The sequence below is a fragment of the Candidatus Paceibacterota bacterium genome (assembly GCA_035583355.1).
Taxonomy (GTDB): domain Bacteria; phylum Patescibacteriota; class Minisyncoccia; order Phycocordibacterales; family UBA6899; genus JAJZQJ01.
The window spans coordinates 125899-140930 of the sequence record DATEZQ010000001.1 but is presented as its reverse complement, the minus strand read 5'-3'; the positions used below and the strand labels follow the sequence as shown (position 1 = coordinate 140930).

14 protein-coding genes and 3 tRNA genes are annotated in these 15032 nt (G+C 47.4%); 12 read left to right on the top strand and 5 right to left on the bottom strand.

Going from position 1 to position 15032, the window contains the following annotated elements:
- Nucleotides 1–330 precede the first annotated feature (330 nt).
- The 5 genes from VJ579_00755 (at nucleotide 331) to VJ579_00735 (ending at nucleotide 4937) form a co-directional block, all read left to right on the top strand.
- A tRNA-Ala gene (locus VJ579_00755) sits at nucleotides 331–401 on the top strand.
- A gap of 438 nt (nucleotides 402–839) precedes the next feature.
- Nucleotides 840–2516: an efflux RND transporter periplasmic adaptor subunit gene (locus VJ579_00750; protein HXK37583.1), complete on the top strand. Its 1677-nt coding sequence runs from the start codon at nucleotides 840–842 to the stop codon at nucleotides 2514–2516.
- A 4-nt stretch (nucleotides 2517–2520) separates the two neighbouring features.
- Entirely contained in the window at nucleotides 2521–3231 is a 711-nt protein-coding gene (locus VJ579_00745; protein ID HXK37582.1) for an ABC transporter ATP-binding protein, read from the top strand.
- Nucleotide 3232: 1 nt separating this feature from the next.
- Nucleotides 3233–4459 (top strand): ABC transporter permease, encoded by a 1227-nt coding sequence (locus tag VJ579_00740; protein ID HXK37581.1) that lies wholly within the window; start codon nucleotides 3233–3235, stop codon nucleotides 4457–4459.
- Nucleotides 4460–4484: 25 nt separating this feature from the next.
- Nucleotides 4485–4937 (top strand): hypothetical protein, encoded by a 453-nt coding sequence (locus tag VJ579_00735; GenBank protein ID HXK37580.1) that lies wholly within the window; start codon nucleotides 4485–4487, stop codon nucleotides 4935–4937.
- Nucleotides 4938–4979: 42 nt separating this feature from the next.
- On the opposite strand, the gene VJ579_00730 is transcribed toward VJ579_00735, so the two are convergent.
- From VJ579_00730 to VJ579_00715, 4 genes are all read right to left on the bottom strand, one after another.
- The gene (locus VJ579_00730) at nucleotides 4980–7667 is read right to left on the bottom strand and encodes an AAA family ATPase (GenBank protein HXK37579.1); all 2688 of its coding nucleotides are present in this window, start codon (nucleotides 7665–7667) and stop codon (nucleotides 4980–4982) included.
- 161 nt (nucleotides 7668–7828) lie between these two features.
- Entirely contained in the window at nucleotides 7829–8410 is a 582-nt protein-coding gene (locus VJ579_00725; GenBank protein HXK37578.1) for a Fe-Mn family superoxide dismutase, read from the bottom strand.
- A 57-nt stretch (nucleotides 8411–8467) separates the two neighbouring features.
- Nucleotides 8468–8941 carry a hypothetical protein gene (locus VJ579_00720; GenBank protein HXK37577.1) on the bottom strand — a complete coding sequence of 158 codons (474 nt, stop codon included), beginning with the start codon at nucleotides 8939–8941 and terminating at the stop codon, nucleotides 8468–8470.
- Nucleotides 8942–9052: 111 nt separating this feature from the next.
- The gene (locus VJ579_00715; GenBank protein ID HXK37576.1) at nucleotides 9053–10291 is read right to left on the bottom strand and encodes a cysteine desulfurase family protein; all 1239 of its coding nucleotides are present in this window, start codon (nucleotides 10289–10291) and stop codon (nucleotides 9053–9055) included.
- A 63-nt stretch (nucleotides 10292–10354) separates the two neighbouring features.
- On the opposite strand from VJ579_00715, the gene VJ579_00710 reads away from it, so the two are divergent.
- The 5 genes from VJ579_00710 to VJ579_00690 all read left to right on the top strand — a co-directional run bounded on the left by VJ579_00710 (nucleotide 10355) and on the right by VJ579_00690 (nucleotide 13489).
- Nucleotides 10355–10804 carry a DUF4446 family protein gene (locus VJ579_00710; GenBank protein ID HXK37575.1) on the top strand — a complete coding sequence of 150 codons (450 nt, stop codon included), beginning with the start codon at nucleotides 10355–10357 and terminating at the stop codon, nucleotides 10802–10804.
- Between the two features lie 156 nt (nucleotides 10805–10960).
- Nucleotides 10961–11398, top strand: coding sequence for a hypothetical protein (locus VJ579_00705; protein HXK37574.1), 438 nt, complete (start codon nucleotides 10961–10963; stop codon nucleotides 11396–11398).
- A gap of 120 nt (nucleotides 11399–11518) precedes the next feature.
- Nucleotides 11519–13000 carry a translation initiation factor IF-2 gene (gene infB, locus VJ579_00700; GenBank protein HXK37573.1) on the top strand — a complete coding sequence of 494 codons (1482 nt, stop codon included), beginning with the start codon at nucleotides 11519–11521 and terminating at the stop codon, nucleotides 12998–13000.
- Nucleotides 13000–13362: a ribosome-binding factor A gene (locus VJ579_00695; protein ID HXK37572.1), complete on the top strand. Its 363-nt coding sequence runs from the start codon at nucleotides 13000–13002 to the stop codon at nucleotides 13360–13362. The genes infB and VJ579_00695 overlap by 1 nt, the downstream gene beginning before the upstream one ends.
- Nucleotides 13363–13417: 55 nt before the next feature.
- Nucleotides 13418–13489: transfer RNA gene (locus tag VJ579_00690), tRNA-Cys, on the top strand.
- Nucleotides 13490–13799: 310 nt separating this feature from the next.
- On the opposite strand, the gene VJ579_00685 is transcribed toward VJ579_00690, so the two are convergent.
- On the bottom strand, nucleotides 13800–14159 hold the full coding sequence (locus VJ579_00685; GenBank protein HXK37571.1) for a hypothetical protein: 360 nt from the start codon (nucleotides 14157–14159) through the stop codon (nucleotides 13800–13802).
- Nucleotides 14160–14247: 88 nt separating this feature from the next.
- On the opposite strand from VJ579_00685, the gene VJ579_00680 reads away from it, so the two are divergent.
- Together VJ579_00680 and VJ579_00675 are read left to right on the top strand one after the other, a co-directional pair.
- Complete coding sequence (locus VJ579_00680; GenBank protein ID HXK37570.1) at nucleotides 14248–14823, top strand: AAA family ATPase; 576 nt, start codon at nucleotides 14248–14250, stop codon at nucleotides 14821–14823.
- 70 nt (nucleotides 14824–14893) lie between these two features.
- Nucleotides 14894–14976: transfer RNA gene (locus tag VJ579_00675), tRNA-Leu, on the top strand.
- Nucleotides 14977–15032: the final 56 nt, after the last annotated feature.

Sequence of the window (15032 nt, the reverse complement as noted above, 5' to 3'; positions counted from 1 at the left end):
CGGAGTGTAGTATACCGGTAGTATTTACGATTCGGGTTCGTAAGGACCGAGTTCGATTCTCGGCACTCCGACAAGCATTCGCATTTGTGCCGTGAATCGAACGGATAGGGGCCGGGAAAGGGACACCTTTCCCGTGGAGGAAGGCAGTGAGTCCTCGAACGTCGGAAACCGTGGGTTTCCGAGGAGCAATGCGGTGCGGGACCCTTCAGGGTGCGCCGCATGCGACGTTCGATATCCCGCACTCCGACTCAAAGTGCTGGTGCGCGAGCAAAGTTCGTTCGATATCCCGGCACTCCGACACGAAGTGCCAGAGTGCATCTGAATTATTCTGGGCCTATAGTACAGTGGTAAAACGCTGCATTCGCATTGCAGAGACGGGAGTTCGATTCTCCCTAGGTCCACAGCGGTTTATAAAAGAGCGAAAGCTCTTTTTAATTTCCGCTGGGCGACCCAGGGAGAATCGAGCGGATAGGGGTCGGGAAAGGAAGCCCTTTCCCGTCGAGGAGAGCAGGTATTCCTTTTCCCCGAAAAGGAATACCGTCGAGAACCGTGGGTTCTCGAAGAACTTTGCCGTGCGAGGCTCCTCCGGAGTGCGCGAGCAAAGTTCGTGAGATATCTCCCTCATGAAATTTTGCGAGCACTTAGTACTTTTGGATGCTTCGCAGCCAAAACACTTTGTGACTTGGACCGATTCTCCCTACCCCTCCCCTGCAACCAACTTACATTCCTTCTTCATCTTCTCTACATCTCTCTCCTCTAAAGTGTTACTATATATGGAGCAATCATACTCGCAAAAGCGAGCTCATTCGCACGTATTTACGAATAATATAACGCACATCATGTATAAGAAGATTTTCGACATTATTAAAGCAAACAGAAAGAAAACAGCGGCAATTCTCATTCTCCTTGTTGTCGCAGGTTACTACGGATATAAGAAATTCTTCACCACAACAAATGGTGTTCGTTATGTGACCGGTGTAGTCACAAAGGGCACGATCGTCGCATCAGTCAGTGCAACGGGCCAAACTTCTGCATCAAACCAGCTCGACTTAAAGCCGAAAGTGTCTGGCACGATTACTAAGATCTTAGCGACCAATGGACAGGAGGTTGCTGCTGGCACTATCATCGCAAAAATTGATGCCATTGATGCCGAGAAAGCAGTTCGAGACGCATCAGCGAATTTAAAGAGTGCACAGCTCGCACTTCAGAAACTTACTCAACCTGCAGACCAACTTGCGATAACGCAGTCTGAAAATGCACTCGCTCAAGCTGTGGATGCAAAAAAAGGAGCAGAGGAGGATCTTAAGAAGGCGGGAAACGAAGGATACAATACCGTCGCAAGTACATTTATTGACCTCTCAAGCACGGTCACCGGACTCCATGACATTCTCTATTCGCAACATGGCCTTGATGCATACACCAGCTCGATCAGTGAGTACAATGCGCTCAATGACTCATACTCTATCGCTGATAGTGCATATCAGAGAAACCTTCTCGATTATAAGAATGCGACACTCTACACGGACAATGCGCAGGTGAGCATGCTTATTGATGAAACTTACTCGACCGCAAAAACCATCGCCACTGTGGTTAAAAATGTAAGCAGTGCGATACAGTCGAAGATATCTAGCTCGAATCAGACTCGAGATACAAAGACAGATACCCATATTGCCACACTCAGCTCATACACAGACAAACTAAATGCTGACCTACAGGCATTGATCAATTCAAAAAATGCATTACGCAGTGACACAGACACGATTGCTAGTGCAGTACGCACAATCGCAGAGAAAACACAATCACTCGCGAAGCTTCGCAGTGGAGCGGACCCACTTGATGTTCAATCACAAAAACTTTCTGTGCAGCAGCGCGCAAATGCACTTGCTGACGCACAAGAAAAACTAGCAGACTATACCATACGTGCGCCATTTGACTGTGTCATAGCAAGCATTCCCGTTAAAGTTGCAGATGCAGTGTCTTCAGGCACGACTATCGCAACCCTTATCACGAAACAACGCATTGCCGAAATTACCCTCAACGAGGTTGATGTCGCCAAAGCAAAAGTAGGACAACAGGTTACTCTTTCATTTGATGCAATAGATGGCCTAAATATCGCAGGTGCAGTATCGGAAATTGACTCCGTTGGTACCATATCTCAAGGTGTTGTCACCTATGCAGTAAAGATTTCTTTTGACGCGCAAGATGAACGAGTTAAGCCAGGAATGAGTGTTTCTGCAGCTATCATTACCGACGTAAAACAGGAAGCATTACTCATTCCAAGTTCTGCGATAAAAAACAAGGGAATGACAAAATCAGTAGAGCTTTACAATAACGGCTCCCCCACAACAGTGACCGTTGAGACCGGTATTTCCAATGACACTCGTACACAAATCATTTCTGGCCTCAGCGAAGGCGACACCATCGTAGTGCAAACCATAAATTCGAGTGCCGCAGCTGCAACAACTGGAACCCAGCAAGGCGGATTAAGATTTCCAGGTTTAGGAGGAAGAGGCTAAGCATATGATTGAATGTAATCACATCGGAAAGACTTACGTGAACGGTGACATGGAGACCCATGCGCTCCGCGACGTGTCTTTTACTATCAATGATGGCGAATTCGTGGCAATCATGGGGCCATCCGGCTCTGGCAAATCAACACTGATGCACATCATTGGGTGTCTCGACACTCCATCCCGTGGAGAATATATCCTCGATGGCAAAGATGTTGCACAGCTCTCCGATGACGCACTTGCGGATATTCGCATGGAAAAGATTGGTTTTGTATTTCAATCATTCAACCTTCTCCCTCGCACCAGTGTCTTGCGTAATGTCATGCTCCCTCTCATATATGCAGAAGTAGGAGAAGAAGAACGTATTGCAAAAGCGAAAGAGGCCCTTGCCGCATCAGCATTTCCTGAACAATTCTGGGGACATTTCTCGAATCAACTTTCGGGAGGCATGATGCAACGTGTGGCAATTGCTCGCGCACTCGTAAATAACCCCACGCTCATTCTCGCTGACGAGCCTACTGGAAATCTTGATACAAAAACTGGCAATATGGTACTTGAGACTTTCCAGCGACTGCACAAAGAGCAAGGGAGAACTATCGTACTTATCACCCACGAACCCGATATCGCTGAACATGCGGAGCGTATTATCCATATTCGTGATGGCGACATAGTTAGTGACAGTAAGCAACATACGCAACGTCTTGCGGTAAACCTCCTCTAATATGAAAATTGAAGATACACTCCATGAGACCTATACTGCGCTTTCTGCGAATAAAGCACGCTCTGGGCTGACAATTCTTGGAATTGTTATTGGTATTGGATCAGTCGTTGCAATGATTGCAATTGGACAAGGTGCCTCTGGCTCAATCCAATCAAGTATTCAATCTATTGGATCAAACCTTGTGCTGGTCATGCCTGGTCAGGCGCGTGGAGCTGCTGCTGGGCCAGTAAGTGCGGGACGAGGATCTGCAACCACACTGAAGCAGGAAGATGCGGATGCAATCGCAAAGGAAGTGACACTCGCAAAAGCAATTGCGCCTGAAATATCCAAGCGCTATCAAGTTACCGCAAAAGGAACGAATACAAATACCCAGATAGTTGGGACAGTAAGTAGTTACCCCGTGGTACGTAATCTCGAAATTGAGTCTGGATCATTCATTAGCGATATGAATGTTAAGGATCTCGCTCGAGTTGCCGTCATCGGACCAACAACACGTGATGATCTCTTTGGTATTGGTGCAGAGGCTATCGGAGAAACAGTTCGTATTAAAAATGTTCAGTTCAAGATCATTGGCATCACTAAGGCCAAAGGCGGATCAGGATTTTCTAACCCTGATGATATGATTTTTGTCCCGATATCTACAGCGCAGCGCTATCTTGCTGGTGATACTTATGTCACCACCATAAGTGTCGCTGCTGAGGATCCAAATGAAATGGCAACCGTGCAGGAAGAAATCACGACTCTCTTGCTGCGCAAGCACAACATTAGTGACCCAAAACTTGCAGACTTCCAAGTACTCAATCAGCAAGACATTCTTGCAACGGCATCAGCTATCACCAACACCATGACGATGCTTCTCTCGGCGATAGCGGGAATTTCGTTAATCGTCGGTGGAATCGGTATTATGAATATGATGCTCACCACGGTCACTGAGCGCACACGCGAAATTGGACTCCGCAAAGCGATTGGTGCCAAGCGCAGAGATATTAGCTTTCAGTTTCTTGTCGAAGCAGTAATGCTTACTTTCCTTGGGGGCTTTATTGGAATACTACTTGGTTGGCTTATCTCCCTGCTCGTAACAAGCTTGTCTGGAATTGCCACAGAGGTATCAACGACTTCGATACTTCTTGCATTTGGAGTCTCAGCAACCATTGGAATTGTCTTTGGATATTATCCTGCGCGACGTGCAGCAGCACTCAATCCTATTGAGGCATTGCGCTACGAGTAGTTATTAGCGGACAAATATATTTCTCATGAATACATTACACAAACATATCTATCTCACACTAGCTATCGTACTCCTCTCTTCTGCACTTTCCTTCTATGGTGGTGCACGATATGCAACACGAGAAGCAAAACCACAAAATACGAGCACAACTGATGGCGTCCCTACTAATTTGCGACAAGGAGGTACGCGTCCGCGTAATCAGGCGTCTTTTTCCGGCTTCCTCACTGGTAAAATTCTTTCAAAGAATGACTCGAATATCGTCGTTGCCATGAGTGACGGGGGCTCGAAAATAGTATTCGTCTCCCCTTTAACTACGATAACGAAATTTGTTGAAGGCGCTGCAGTAGACCTTGAAGTAAACAAGAACGTCTCTATTAGTGGTGATGCAAATCCTGATGGAAGCATCAATGCGAAGACCATTCAACTTCGAAACGATGCGATCCCACCGATGATGCGCAATAATCAACCTCAACAATGAGGATGTGTTAATACAAAAAGCACACAACCGTGTGCTTTTTGTTTACGCCTTTGCGCGCTTTGCTTTTGACTGTCCCTTTTTCTTCTCTACTTTTACTGCCAACTCATCATTCTTGAGAACAACAGTGACCGTTGCGCCAGTAAGAAGTCGTTCTTTAATCATCGCATTTGCTACGGGATTCAAGATCTTCTCTTGAATCAAGCGGCGCAGTGGTCGAGCACCAAACTGAGGATTATAGCCCTCCTTCGCAAGCTTATCAAGAGCATCGCTCGATACAATTAATGAAATCTCCTTCTGCTCAAGACGCTCCCCAATGCGCTTAATTTGCACATCAACGATGTTGCGCACCACTTCAGGTGAGAGAATATCGAAACTGATGATTTCATCAAGACGATTGATGAACTCTGGACGGAAGTAATCTTTCAGGTGTTCTATGACTTTTGCCTTTGTATTTGCATACTCTGCATCCTGGCTAACATCGCCCGTGCCAAAGCCCATGCTCTGCATCTTGTCGATGAACTCTGAACCAATATTTGATGTCATGACAATCACCGTATTCTTGAAATTCACCACACGTCCCTTTGAGTCGGTGAGGCGACCATCATCAAGAACTTGCAAGAGTATATTGAAGACCTCAGGATGAGCCTTCTCCACTTCGTCAAAGAGGACGACCGAATATGGACGATGTCGAACAGATTCAGTAAGTGAGCCTGCTTCTTCGTGGCCCACATATCCCGGAGGCGCACCGACGAGCTTTGATACTGCGTGCTTCTCCATGAACTCAGACATATCAACACGAATGAGCGCCTTTTCATCATCAAAAAGGAAATTAGCAAGTGCTTTCGTCAACTCTGTCTTTCCCACACCCGTAGGTCCGAGGAAAAGGAATGAACCGATCGGACGATGAGGGTCACCGATACCGACACGTGAGCGACGCACCGCATTTGCGATCTTTGCAATCGCATCATCCTGTCCGACAACACGCTCGCGAAGTTCATCTTCCATACGGCTTAATTTCGCAACCTCCTCTTCAAGCATGCGTGATACGGGGACACCAGTCCAACGTGCGACCACCTTTGCAATATCTTGTTCCGCAACTTCTTCTCGAAGTATTCGCCTTCCCGACTGGAGCTTCTTAAGCTTATTCGTCTTGTCGTTCAACTGCTTATCAAGCACAGGAATACGACCATAACGTATCTCAGCTGCTTTCGAAAGATCACTACGAAGTTCGGCGTTTTCTGCCTCGACACGTAGTGTCTCAAGCTCCTTCTTAATGTTCTTGAGATCAACGACAAGCGTCTTCTCATTGTTCCATTTGAGCTCAAACTCTCTTGTCTCCTCACGCAAATCAGCAATCTCTCTGTTAATCACCTTCACTCGCTCTTTGGCTCGCTTTGCTGCATCACCTTCACCCTCAGTATCTTTCTTGAGCGCCTCGTTCTCTATTTCAAGACGCATGATCTTTCGATGTGCTTGTTCAAGGACTGCGGGTTTATTTTCGAGCTCAATGCGTAGGCTCGAAGCCGCTTCGTCGATAAGATCAACGGCCTTATCAGGAAGTGCACGATCAGTAATATATCGAGAAGAAAGATTCACTGCTGCAAGAATAGCGTCGTCAGTGATTTTCACGCCATGGAATATTTCATATTTCTCCTTAAGGCCGCGAAGTATTGCGACCGCATCCTCAATCGATGGCTCCTGCACGTATACCGGCTGGAAACGACGCGTGAGCGCGGGGTCCTTTTCAATATGTTTCTGATACTCTTTTATCGTTGTTGCACCAATGGCACGGAGCTCCCCGCGTGCAAGTGCAGGCTTGAGCATATTCGACGCATCCATCGAACCTTCAGCAGCTCCAGCTCCAACGATAGTATGAATTTCATCGATAAAAAGGATAATCTTCCCTTCAGAGCGCTCAATCTCCTTCATGATCGCCTTTAGTCGTTCCTCGAATTCACCACGATATTTTGTTCCTGCAATCAAAAGACCAAGATCAAGAGAGACCAAGTCCTTGTCGCGGAGGAACTCAGGCACATCGCCTTTCGCAATGCGCTGCGCAAGTCCCTCGACAACTGCGGTTTTACCAGTACCCGCATCACCGATAAGAATAGGATTGTTTTTTGTGCGACGAGAAAGAATCTGAATCAAGCGACCAGTCTCCTCATCACGTCCCACAACAGGATCAAGCTTATCCTCTTGGGCGAGTTTTGTAAGTGAGCGTGTATACTTCGTGATTGCACGCTGCTTTGACTGTGCTGCGCCTTGCCCTGCGCCATCGGTGTTTTCACGGATCTGTTTGAGTGCACCAAGAATACGCTCTCGTGTCACCTTGTTTTGTGCGAGAAGCTTTTCTGCCGGCGAAGGCACATTAAGCATGGCCATAAGCATATGCTCTGTAGAAATAAACTGATCCTTGAGCTCCTGTCCGATGAGCTGAGAGTTTTCGAGAATTTGTGCAAGCTCAGCAGTGAGATAGAGTTGATACGAAGCGGCCATGCCACCTGCGCGTTCTGAACCATCGTCAATACGCTCGGTCACCTGCTCGGTGAAAAAAGCACTGTCGATATCCAGTTTCTCAAGAATAGTGAGTACCATGCTTTCTTCCTGCAGGAGCAATCCTGCAAGCAAATGCATAGGAGTTACATGGGTCTGTTCACGCTCAATTGCGAGTTCATGAGCACGGCGAATCGCGTCACGGGCTTTTGCGGTAAAATTTTGAAAAGGTGGCATATATTCAGTAAAAGTAAGCGGATTTATAATGAGAATACACTACAAAAAGTGCGCAGTCAATATAAGGAATACACAAAAAATATAGCAGATAAGCTAAAGATAAAAATTGTTCCAAGTAAAGAAAATACACCGCAATAAGTGGTGTATTTTCCGTAAAAATCTTAATTCTCACCGAAGCGACTCTCGACAACTCGCCAATCAATAGCAGCAAAGAAGGCTGCGATATAATCTGCACGCTTCAAGCCATAATCAAGCATGAAACTATGCTCGAAGACGTCCATGACCAGCAGTGGATGTGCATCGACGAGAAGTCCTACGTCGTGCTCGTTCACCCAAATATTCGCGAGCTTACCAGAATGTTCACGCACAAGGATCGTCCAACCGATACCACGCATACTGCCCGTCGCTTTGAAGTCTGCCATCCATGCATCAACGCTTCCAAACTGCGCCGACATCGTACGTGCAAGCGCACTCTCGACTTCGACGACTGTACCTCCGCTTTTCATGTTACCAAAATAAAGCTCGTGTAGTCGCATACCATTGTACTCCCAACCAAAGCGACGCTTCAGCTCATTGTATTCAGGAGTACCAAAACCTCCATTTGCTGCAAGTGTAGTGAGTTTCTCATCAAGCAAATTCGCATTTTTCACATAGCCCTCATAGAGCGTAAAGTGATTCTTAAGCAGCGCATCCGAGAAGCCCGCAGTTCCGAGTAAGGTTTCAAAATTTTGTGTTGTATACATATACTTATTATAGCAAGAAACAAACAGAGTAAAAGGCCCCTTAAATGGGGCCTCATGTCACTGCTCGTGAACAAGAAAAAGGTATTCATCTTTTGCTCGTACGACGTAGGGTGAATTGAAAACATACAACCGAATCGCAAAATAGCGACTTTGGTACGGGACGAATATACCTCCAGAAATATGCTCGCCCTCCTTAAGAAGAAAGAACGATGACTTCCCAGTGAGGTGGAGCAGTGCTCTGTGCTTGGTTACAAATGCCCCAAGCTGTTCTGGAGTGAATGCGAGCGAAAATAAGTCATCTCCCAAAGAGCGGTATGCCGTGGCAACCGTGGCATCTACTTTGAGCATGTAGAACCATGCATGCGATTCAGTGCACGGAACACCAGGCCCATCAAATCCGGACTCTCGAAACGAAACTGACACGTCGAGTGAGTCTGTGGAAAAATCACTCAGCTGCTTCTCTGCCATCGTGGCAGGAACGACAAGCATGGGTATTGCGTTATGCAGCACAAGTTTAACCGAGGTGTCCATTCCTTCTCCCCCAATAGATAGACAAGATCTCTCACCCAATTATCCTCCATACTGCAAATGCGTCAAATATACTTTCTTGCGTAAAAAGAAAAACAAACACCGGGGTGTTTGTTATGCATTCACGTGAGCAAGAGGAAGCACGCGAGCTATCGCCTCTCCAAGTAGCTTGATATCCTCTTCTGTGGTTCCTCGCCCGAGCGTGAGGCGTAATCCTGAAAGCGGTTGACCTGGACTACTATCCTTTGCTTGCGCTATAGCATGAAGCACATGTGACTCCTCGGCCTCACGTTCATTACAAGCGCTCTTGGTTGCAACAGCAAAACCTTCTTTATCGAGGAGAATAGCGAGATATTCGTGATCGGTATTCGCAAATGAGACATGCACATTATTTGGCACGCGCTCATACTCAGGCTCACCGTTAACGAACATTTCAATATTATGCTTTTTCCCCGCTTCCACACAAGCGGTAAACAGCTGCATGCGCAGTGGCATCAAACGTACAGATTCCGTGGTTGCGGTGTGCTGCGCATGTACGAATGCCTCAGCAAAACCGACCGCAAGCATGACCGGCTCAGTACCTGCGCGCAAGGCAAATTCTTGACCACCCCCCACAAGTGTCGGAAGAAGCACTGTATTCATCGAACGATAGAGCAAGCCGATACCCTTTGGACCATATATCTTTGAGCTATTGCATGAAAGCATATCCACGCCAAGCTGTGGGATATTCAGCTCATAATAATTCACTGCCTGCGTAGCATCGGTATGTAGAAGTGGATACATATCTTCTGGAGCAGGAGAACGATCACGCTGTACACCACGAACCTCACGCTTCCACTTTCGGACAACATGCGCAACGTCGGCGATAGGCTGTACTGTGCCAACTTCATTATTTACGAGCATCACTGAAACAAGCACTGTTTCCATTGTGATGAGCGGCATAAGCTCTTCAAAAGCAACGATACCGTCACTGTTCACAGGAAGCCTGTGCACGAGTGCACCCTCGGCCTCAAGTAGACGAGCAGTTTCGAGCACTGCGTCATGTTCAATGCTGCTAATGATAATCTCAGGTCGCTTACCCTCGTGTTGCTTTTGCCAAGCGTGGACGGCGCCCATAAATGCAAGCTGCACAGACTCGGTTGTACTGCTTGTAAATATGCACGTCTCAGGAGTCACGCCGAGCGTTTCACTAATGCGCTTTCTCGAAGCCTCCAGAGCATTCCTAGCCTCAACTCCTTCAGAATGAATTGCAGACGCGTTTGCAAACTGCGTAGACCAATAAGGTTCCATTGCTGCAAGTACGGTTGGTAATACAGGAGTTGCAGCCGCATGATCAAAGTAGCATCGTTTCATACGTATATTGTGCCACACAACTAGCATTTGCAAAAGTGCCTACTTATCCTGTATCATAAAGCAATGCATTACACCGTCATCTCTATTGGACTGCTCTCACTTGCAGTCATTGTACTCACCACATGGGTCATCATCCTCGAGCGTCGCCTCAGCGCATTCCTTTCTGGACGTTCGGCGAGCTCACTTGAGGATGTCATCACACGAAATCAAGAAGAGATTCAGGATTATCATGCTTTTGAAGATGAGATGCGCGATGAGCTTGCCAAGATCGATGCTCGACTCCTACGTAAGATTGACGGCATAGTCCTCAAACGATTTAATCCATTTCAGGGTGCTGGTACCGGCGGTAATCACAGTTTCGCAGCTGCCTTTCTAGATGAACAAGGGAATGGTGCGGTAATTTCGACACTTTACACCCGAGAAAAAGTTAGCACCTACGCAAAACCGGTTACAAATAACACTTCTGATATTGATCTCACTGAGGAAGAAGCTGCGGTCATTGCAAAGAAATAAATATACAGCACTCCCCTGGAGTGCTTTTTATTTCCTTGACATATTATATAGAGTATGCAGAATATTGAATAGAGATATAAAAATGTACAATCGTCAAGTTCATCACAGGGAGCTCACTTGAGCGGAAAATACTACATTCCCAACAGATTTGTCGGTATGACCATCCAGGAAGGCAAAGCCCTCCTTGAAGCTGCGGGCGTCAGATTCGTCGGCTCGAAGCTCGATCGGTTTTTCGAGATTATCGTCCCCGACACTATGACCATCTCCCGCGATAGCCCTCGCTTGCAAGTCATCTTTGATAGCGACGGCAACCTGCGCGGAAACATCAGCGTTGGTGCTGACCCGACCGAAGAAGGAGCAGTCCAGCTCTTCCAGCGCTTCTGCGTGACCTTCGATATCATCACGATAGACAATCACGATTACGCGGTCGGCAAAGTCTTCAATGGGAACAAGCTCGCCTTTGAAAGCGAACATGTCCCCTTCCCGCTACTGCCTTCCTCGCGGAAGAAAATGGCCGCAAAGGCCATTGAGCTCGCTCTGAATTGGGTGAATACCTTTTACCCCGACTGGAGAAATCCCGCGGCGTATTGGTAAACACACCTCTTGCCTAAAGAGCCCCAACAAAGGGCTCTTTTTTGTTTCCGAACATCGACAGATAGTTATATATATGGTAATATCACTGCACGTTAATTACCCGCTACTCGCAATTTTATTATGTCTGAAAGACCACCAATCATCGTCATCATGGGACATGTGGACCACGGAAAGTCCACTCTTCTTGACTATATCCGCAATACCAATATCGTCGCTACAGAAGCTGGTGGCATCACTCAGCACATTAGTGCATATGAGGTTGACCACAAGACTCCTACTGGCGAGATCAAGCGCATCACCTTCCTCGACACTCCTGGACACCAGGCGTTTACCGGAATGCGAGCTCGTGGCGCAAAGGTTGCTGATATCGCAGTACTCGTTGTCTCTGCCGAGGACGGAGTGAAGGCACAAACAATCGAAGCATACAAAGCCATCAAGGAAGCGGGTATTCCTTTTGTGGTCGCGATAAATAAGATCGATAAGCCGAATGCAAATATCGAGAAGACAAAGCAGACACTTGCCGAAGCAGACATTCTCGTTGAAGGTTACGGTGGCGATATTTCGTTCGCACCAATCTCTGCCAAGAGCGGTACTGGCGTCGATGCACTTCTCGACCTCCTCCTCCTTACCGCAGAGCTCGAAGGGCTTACTGGTGAGTATGATGCTCCCCTCGAAGCTGTTGTGATTGAGTCACGTATGGATCCAAAGAAGGGTGCAACCGCAACACTCATTATCCTCAATGGAACAATCAAGAAAGGTGGCTTCGCAGTCTGCGAAGGTTCATATGTCCCCCTCCGCGTAATCGAGAACTATCTCGGTAAGCCAATCGACAGTGCAACGTTCTCTTCACCTATTCGTATTACAGGATGGTCAAGCGTACCAAAGGTGGGCGCAACGGTCACCATGGTCATGACGAAGAAAGAGGCCGAGGCAGCAGCAACGCTTCCAGTTGCACCCGCAGGTAAGACATTCACCGCAAATCGCAACAAAGATACCGTGGTCATTCCACTTATCATCCGAACGGATGTTGCAGGAACACTCGAGGCAATCGAGGGTGAACTTGCGAAGTTTAGCCATGAACGAGTCCAGCTCCGTATCATCTCGAAGGGCGTTGGAAATATCAGTGAGAACGACGCAAAGCTCGCAGTCGGCGCAGAAGGTGCAGTCATTATCGCTTTTGGCGTTAAGACCGATCCCCTTGCCGCTGAGCTCATCTTGCGCAATAACGTTCCTGCACACGATTTCAATATCATCTACAAGCTCACCGAGTTCATCGATGGCCTCATCAAGGAGCGTGCTCCCCATGTCGAGGTCAAGACAAAGCTTGGCGAACTAAAGGTACTGCGCTTCTTCTCTGAGCAGAAGGATAAGCAGGTTCTTGGAGGACGAGTTGAGTCTGGAAAGATCACTCGTGATGCACGTTTTACAATCATGCGCCGTGGCGTAGAGATTGGTGAAGGCCGCGTACTCGAGCTCCAGCAATCAAAGATGAAATCTCCCGAAGTACTTGAAGGCAATGACTGTGGTCTCATGGTAGAGGCTCGCATGACCATTGCAGAACGCGATATTCTTGTTCCATTTATCATTGAACGCAAACAATAATGGAAAAAGACAAGATCTACCAAATCAAGGATGAGCGTATGGCACACGTCATCAAGGACCTTGCCGCACAGTATGTCGCACGACATACCAACAGGCAGTCGCTCCTTACAGTGACGCGTATCATGCTTTCAAATGACTTGAAGCAGGCAAACATCATGCTCTCCGTGATGCCTCGCACTGCAGAAAAAGGTGCACTCGATTTCCTCAACCGTGGTCGCGAAGAATTTCGCGACTTCATGAAGAAGCGAGCAAAGTTGCATGTCATCCCTTATGTACGCTTTCTCATCGATGAAGGTGAATACAATAGACAGCGTGTGACGGAGCTCCTTGATGAAGAAGAACTAACTACAGAAGAGAAGTAAAAAGAGGCCTCGGCCTCTTTTGCTTTTTCCTTAAAAACTGCTATAGTAGCGGGACGGCACGGTGGCGAAGTGGTAACGCTTCGGTCTGCAAAACCGACATGCGCGGGTTCGATTCCCGCCCGTGCCTCAAAATGACAATCCCAAAGCGAAAGCTTTGGGATTGTTTCATTTTTCAGCACGGGCGGGAATCGAAAGACGGAGCCGGTGCTACTGCCGCACCGGCTGCTGATTTTATCCGGCTCTCTGAGCCGTGATAAATCCAGCCGTGCGCGCAGTCGGCGAGTCGGGGTCGCGAGTTCTTAGTTTTCTTCGAGCAGTGCGGAGAAGAAAACTTAGAAACTTGTGACCGATTCCCGAACTCCGATTTCGCGCGTTCTTGCGCTCCTTCACTCAAAACCCCAAGGTTTTTGAGTGCCCTTGTATTGTAATTCTGTATTCTAACTCAACCTATCAATCAACCTCCACATCTCCTGCTTATTTTGCTTAATCACCGCATCACTTCTAAAATTCTTTGAATACTCTGCTAGTTTCAATATCACATCCTCTAGATTCTTTTTTGTCGGATGATCATAATCAGCACCAAGCTCATAGAAGAATTTCTTGATTACCAGTTCCGCATTTGCGAGACTCATTCCATCAAACTCTCGTGGTGAAAGATTGCCAGGCTTCTCTTGTTCCAAAAGCGCCATGCGATGAGCAGCAGCAAAGCAAGGAATAAGCGCATCACGAACCTCGGTCGGAGTAATATCATTACGCGTCACATCAATCCCGAAAATGAAATTTGCAGTGTTATCCATATACAATAGTATACCACTATCACACATTCCATTGCAAAATACATCATTCACGCTATATTGGATAAAGAAGTACTCTACAGGAGCATCTATGTCTGAACCGATCTGTGTTGGATTCGTCGGGGAAAACGGTGCGGGCAAAAGCACTGCCATGAGACTCATTCGGAGCGCAATCTTTCCGCATTCATTCAAAGAACTTCGATTTTCAAGTATACTCGCCGAAGGGCTTAAGACTTTTGGCATCACAGAGTCTCGAGAAAACCTTCAGGTCATGGCACAACTTCTCGATAGTGGCTTTGGGAAAGGAACACTTTCCCGTGCACTCGTTGCGCGTGCAAAGAATATGACAGAGGAAATTCTTTTCCTAGATGGCGTGCGCTGGTTAACCGACGAGGAGGCAGTGCGCAGCTTCAAGCAGAACCTCATTATCTATGTCACCGCACCCCAAGAAGTGCGCTTCAAACGCCTCCTTGAAAGAAAAGAGAAGTCTGGTGAGGATACAATGACTTGGGAACAATTCCTCAAAGAAGACTCAGCGTTGAATGAACAATTTACCTCAGACATTGGTAGCCGTGCCAATTTCACCATTAGTAACCCCCTTGAAGATTCATCGATTCAGACTGTGATTGAAGCGGTGCGTATGCGCCTCGGACATCCCGTCTGCTAAGCATCATACCGCCCCATCAGGGCGGTTTTTCTTTGCAATATTGCTCATTTTCGGTTACGATAGAAGCACTGTCCGGGTGGCGTAATGGTAGCCGCAGGAGACTTAAAATCTCCCGCTCTCACGGGCGTGCGGGTTCGAGTCCCGCCCCGGGCACAGTGGTTCAAAAAAGAGCGTAAGCTCTTTTTTGTTAACCACTGAGACCCGGAGCG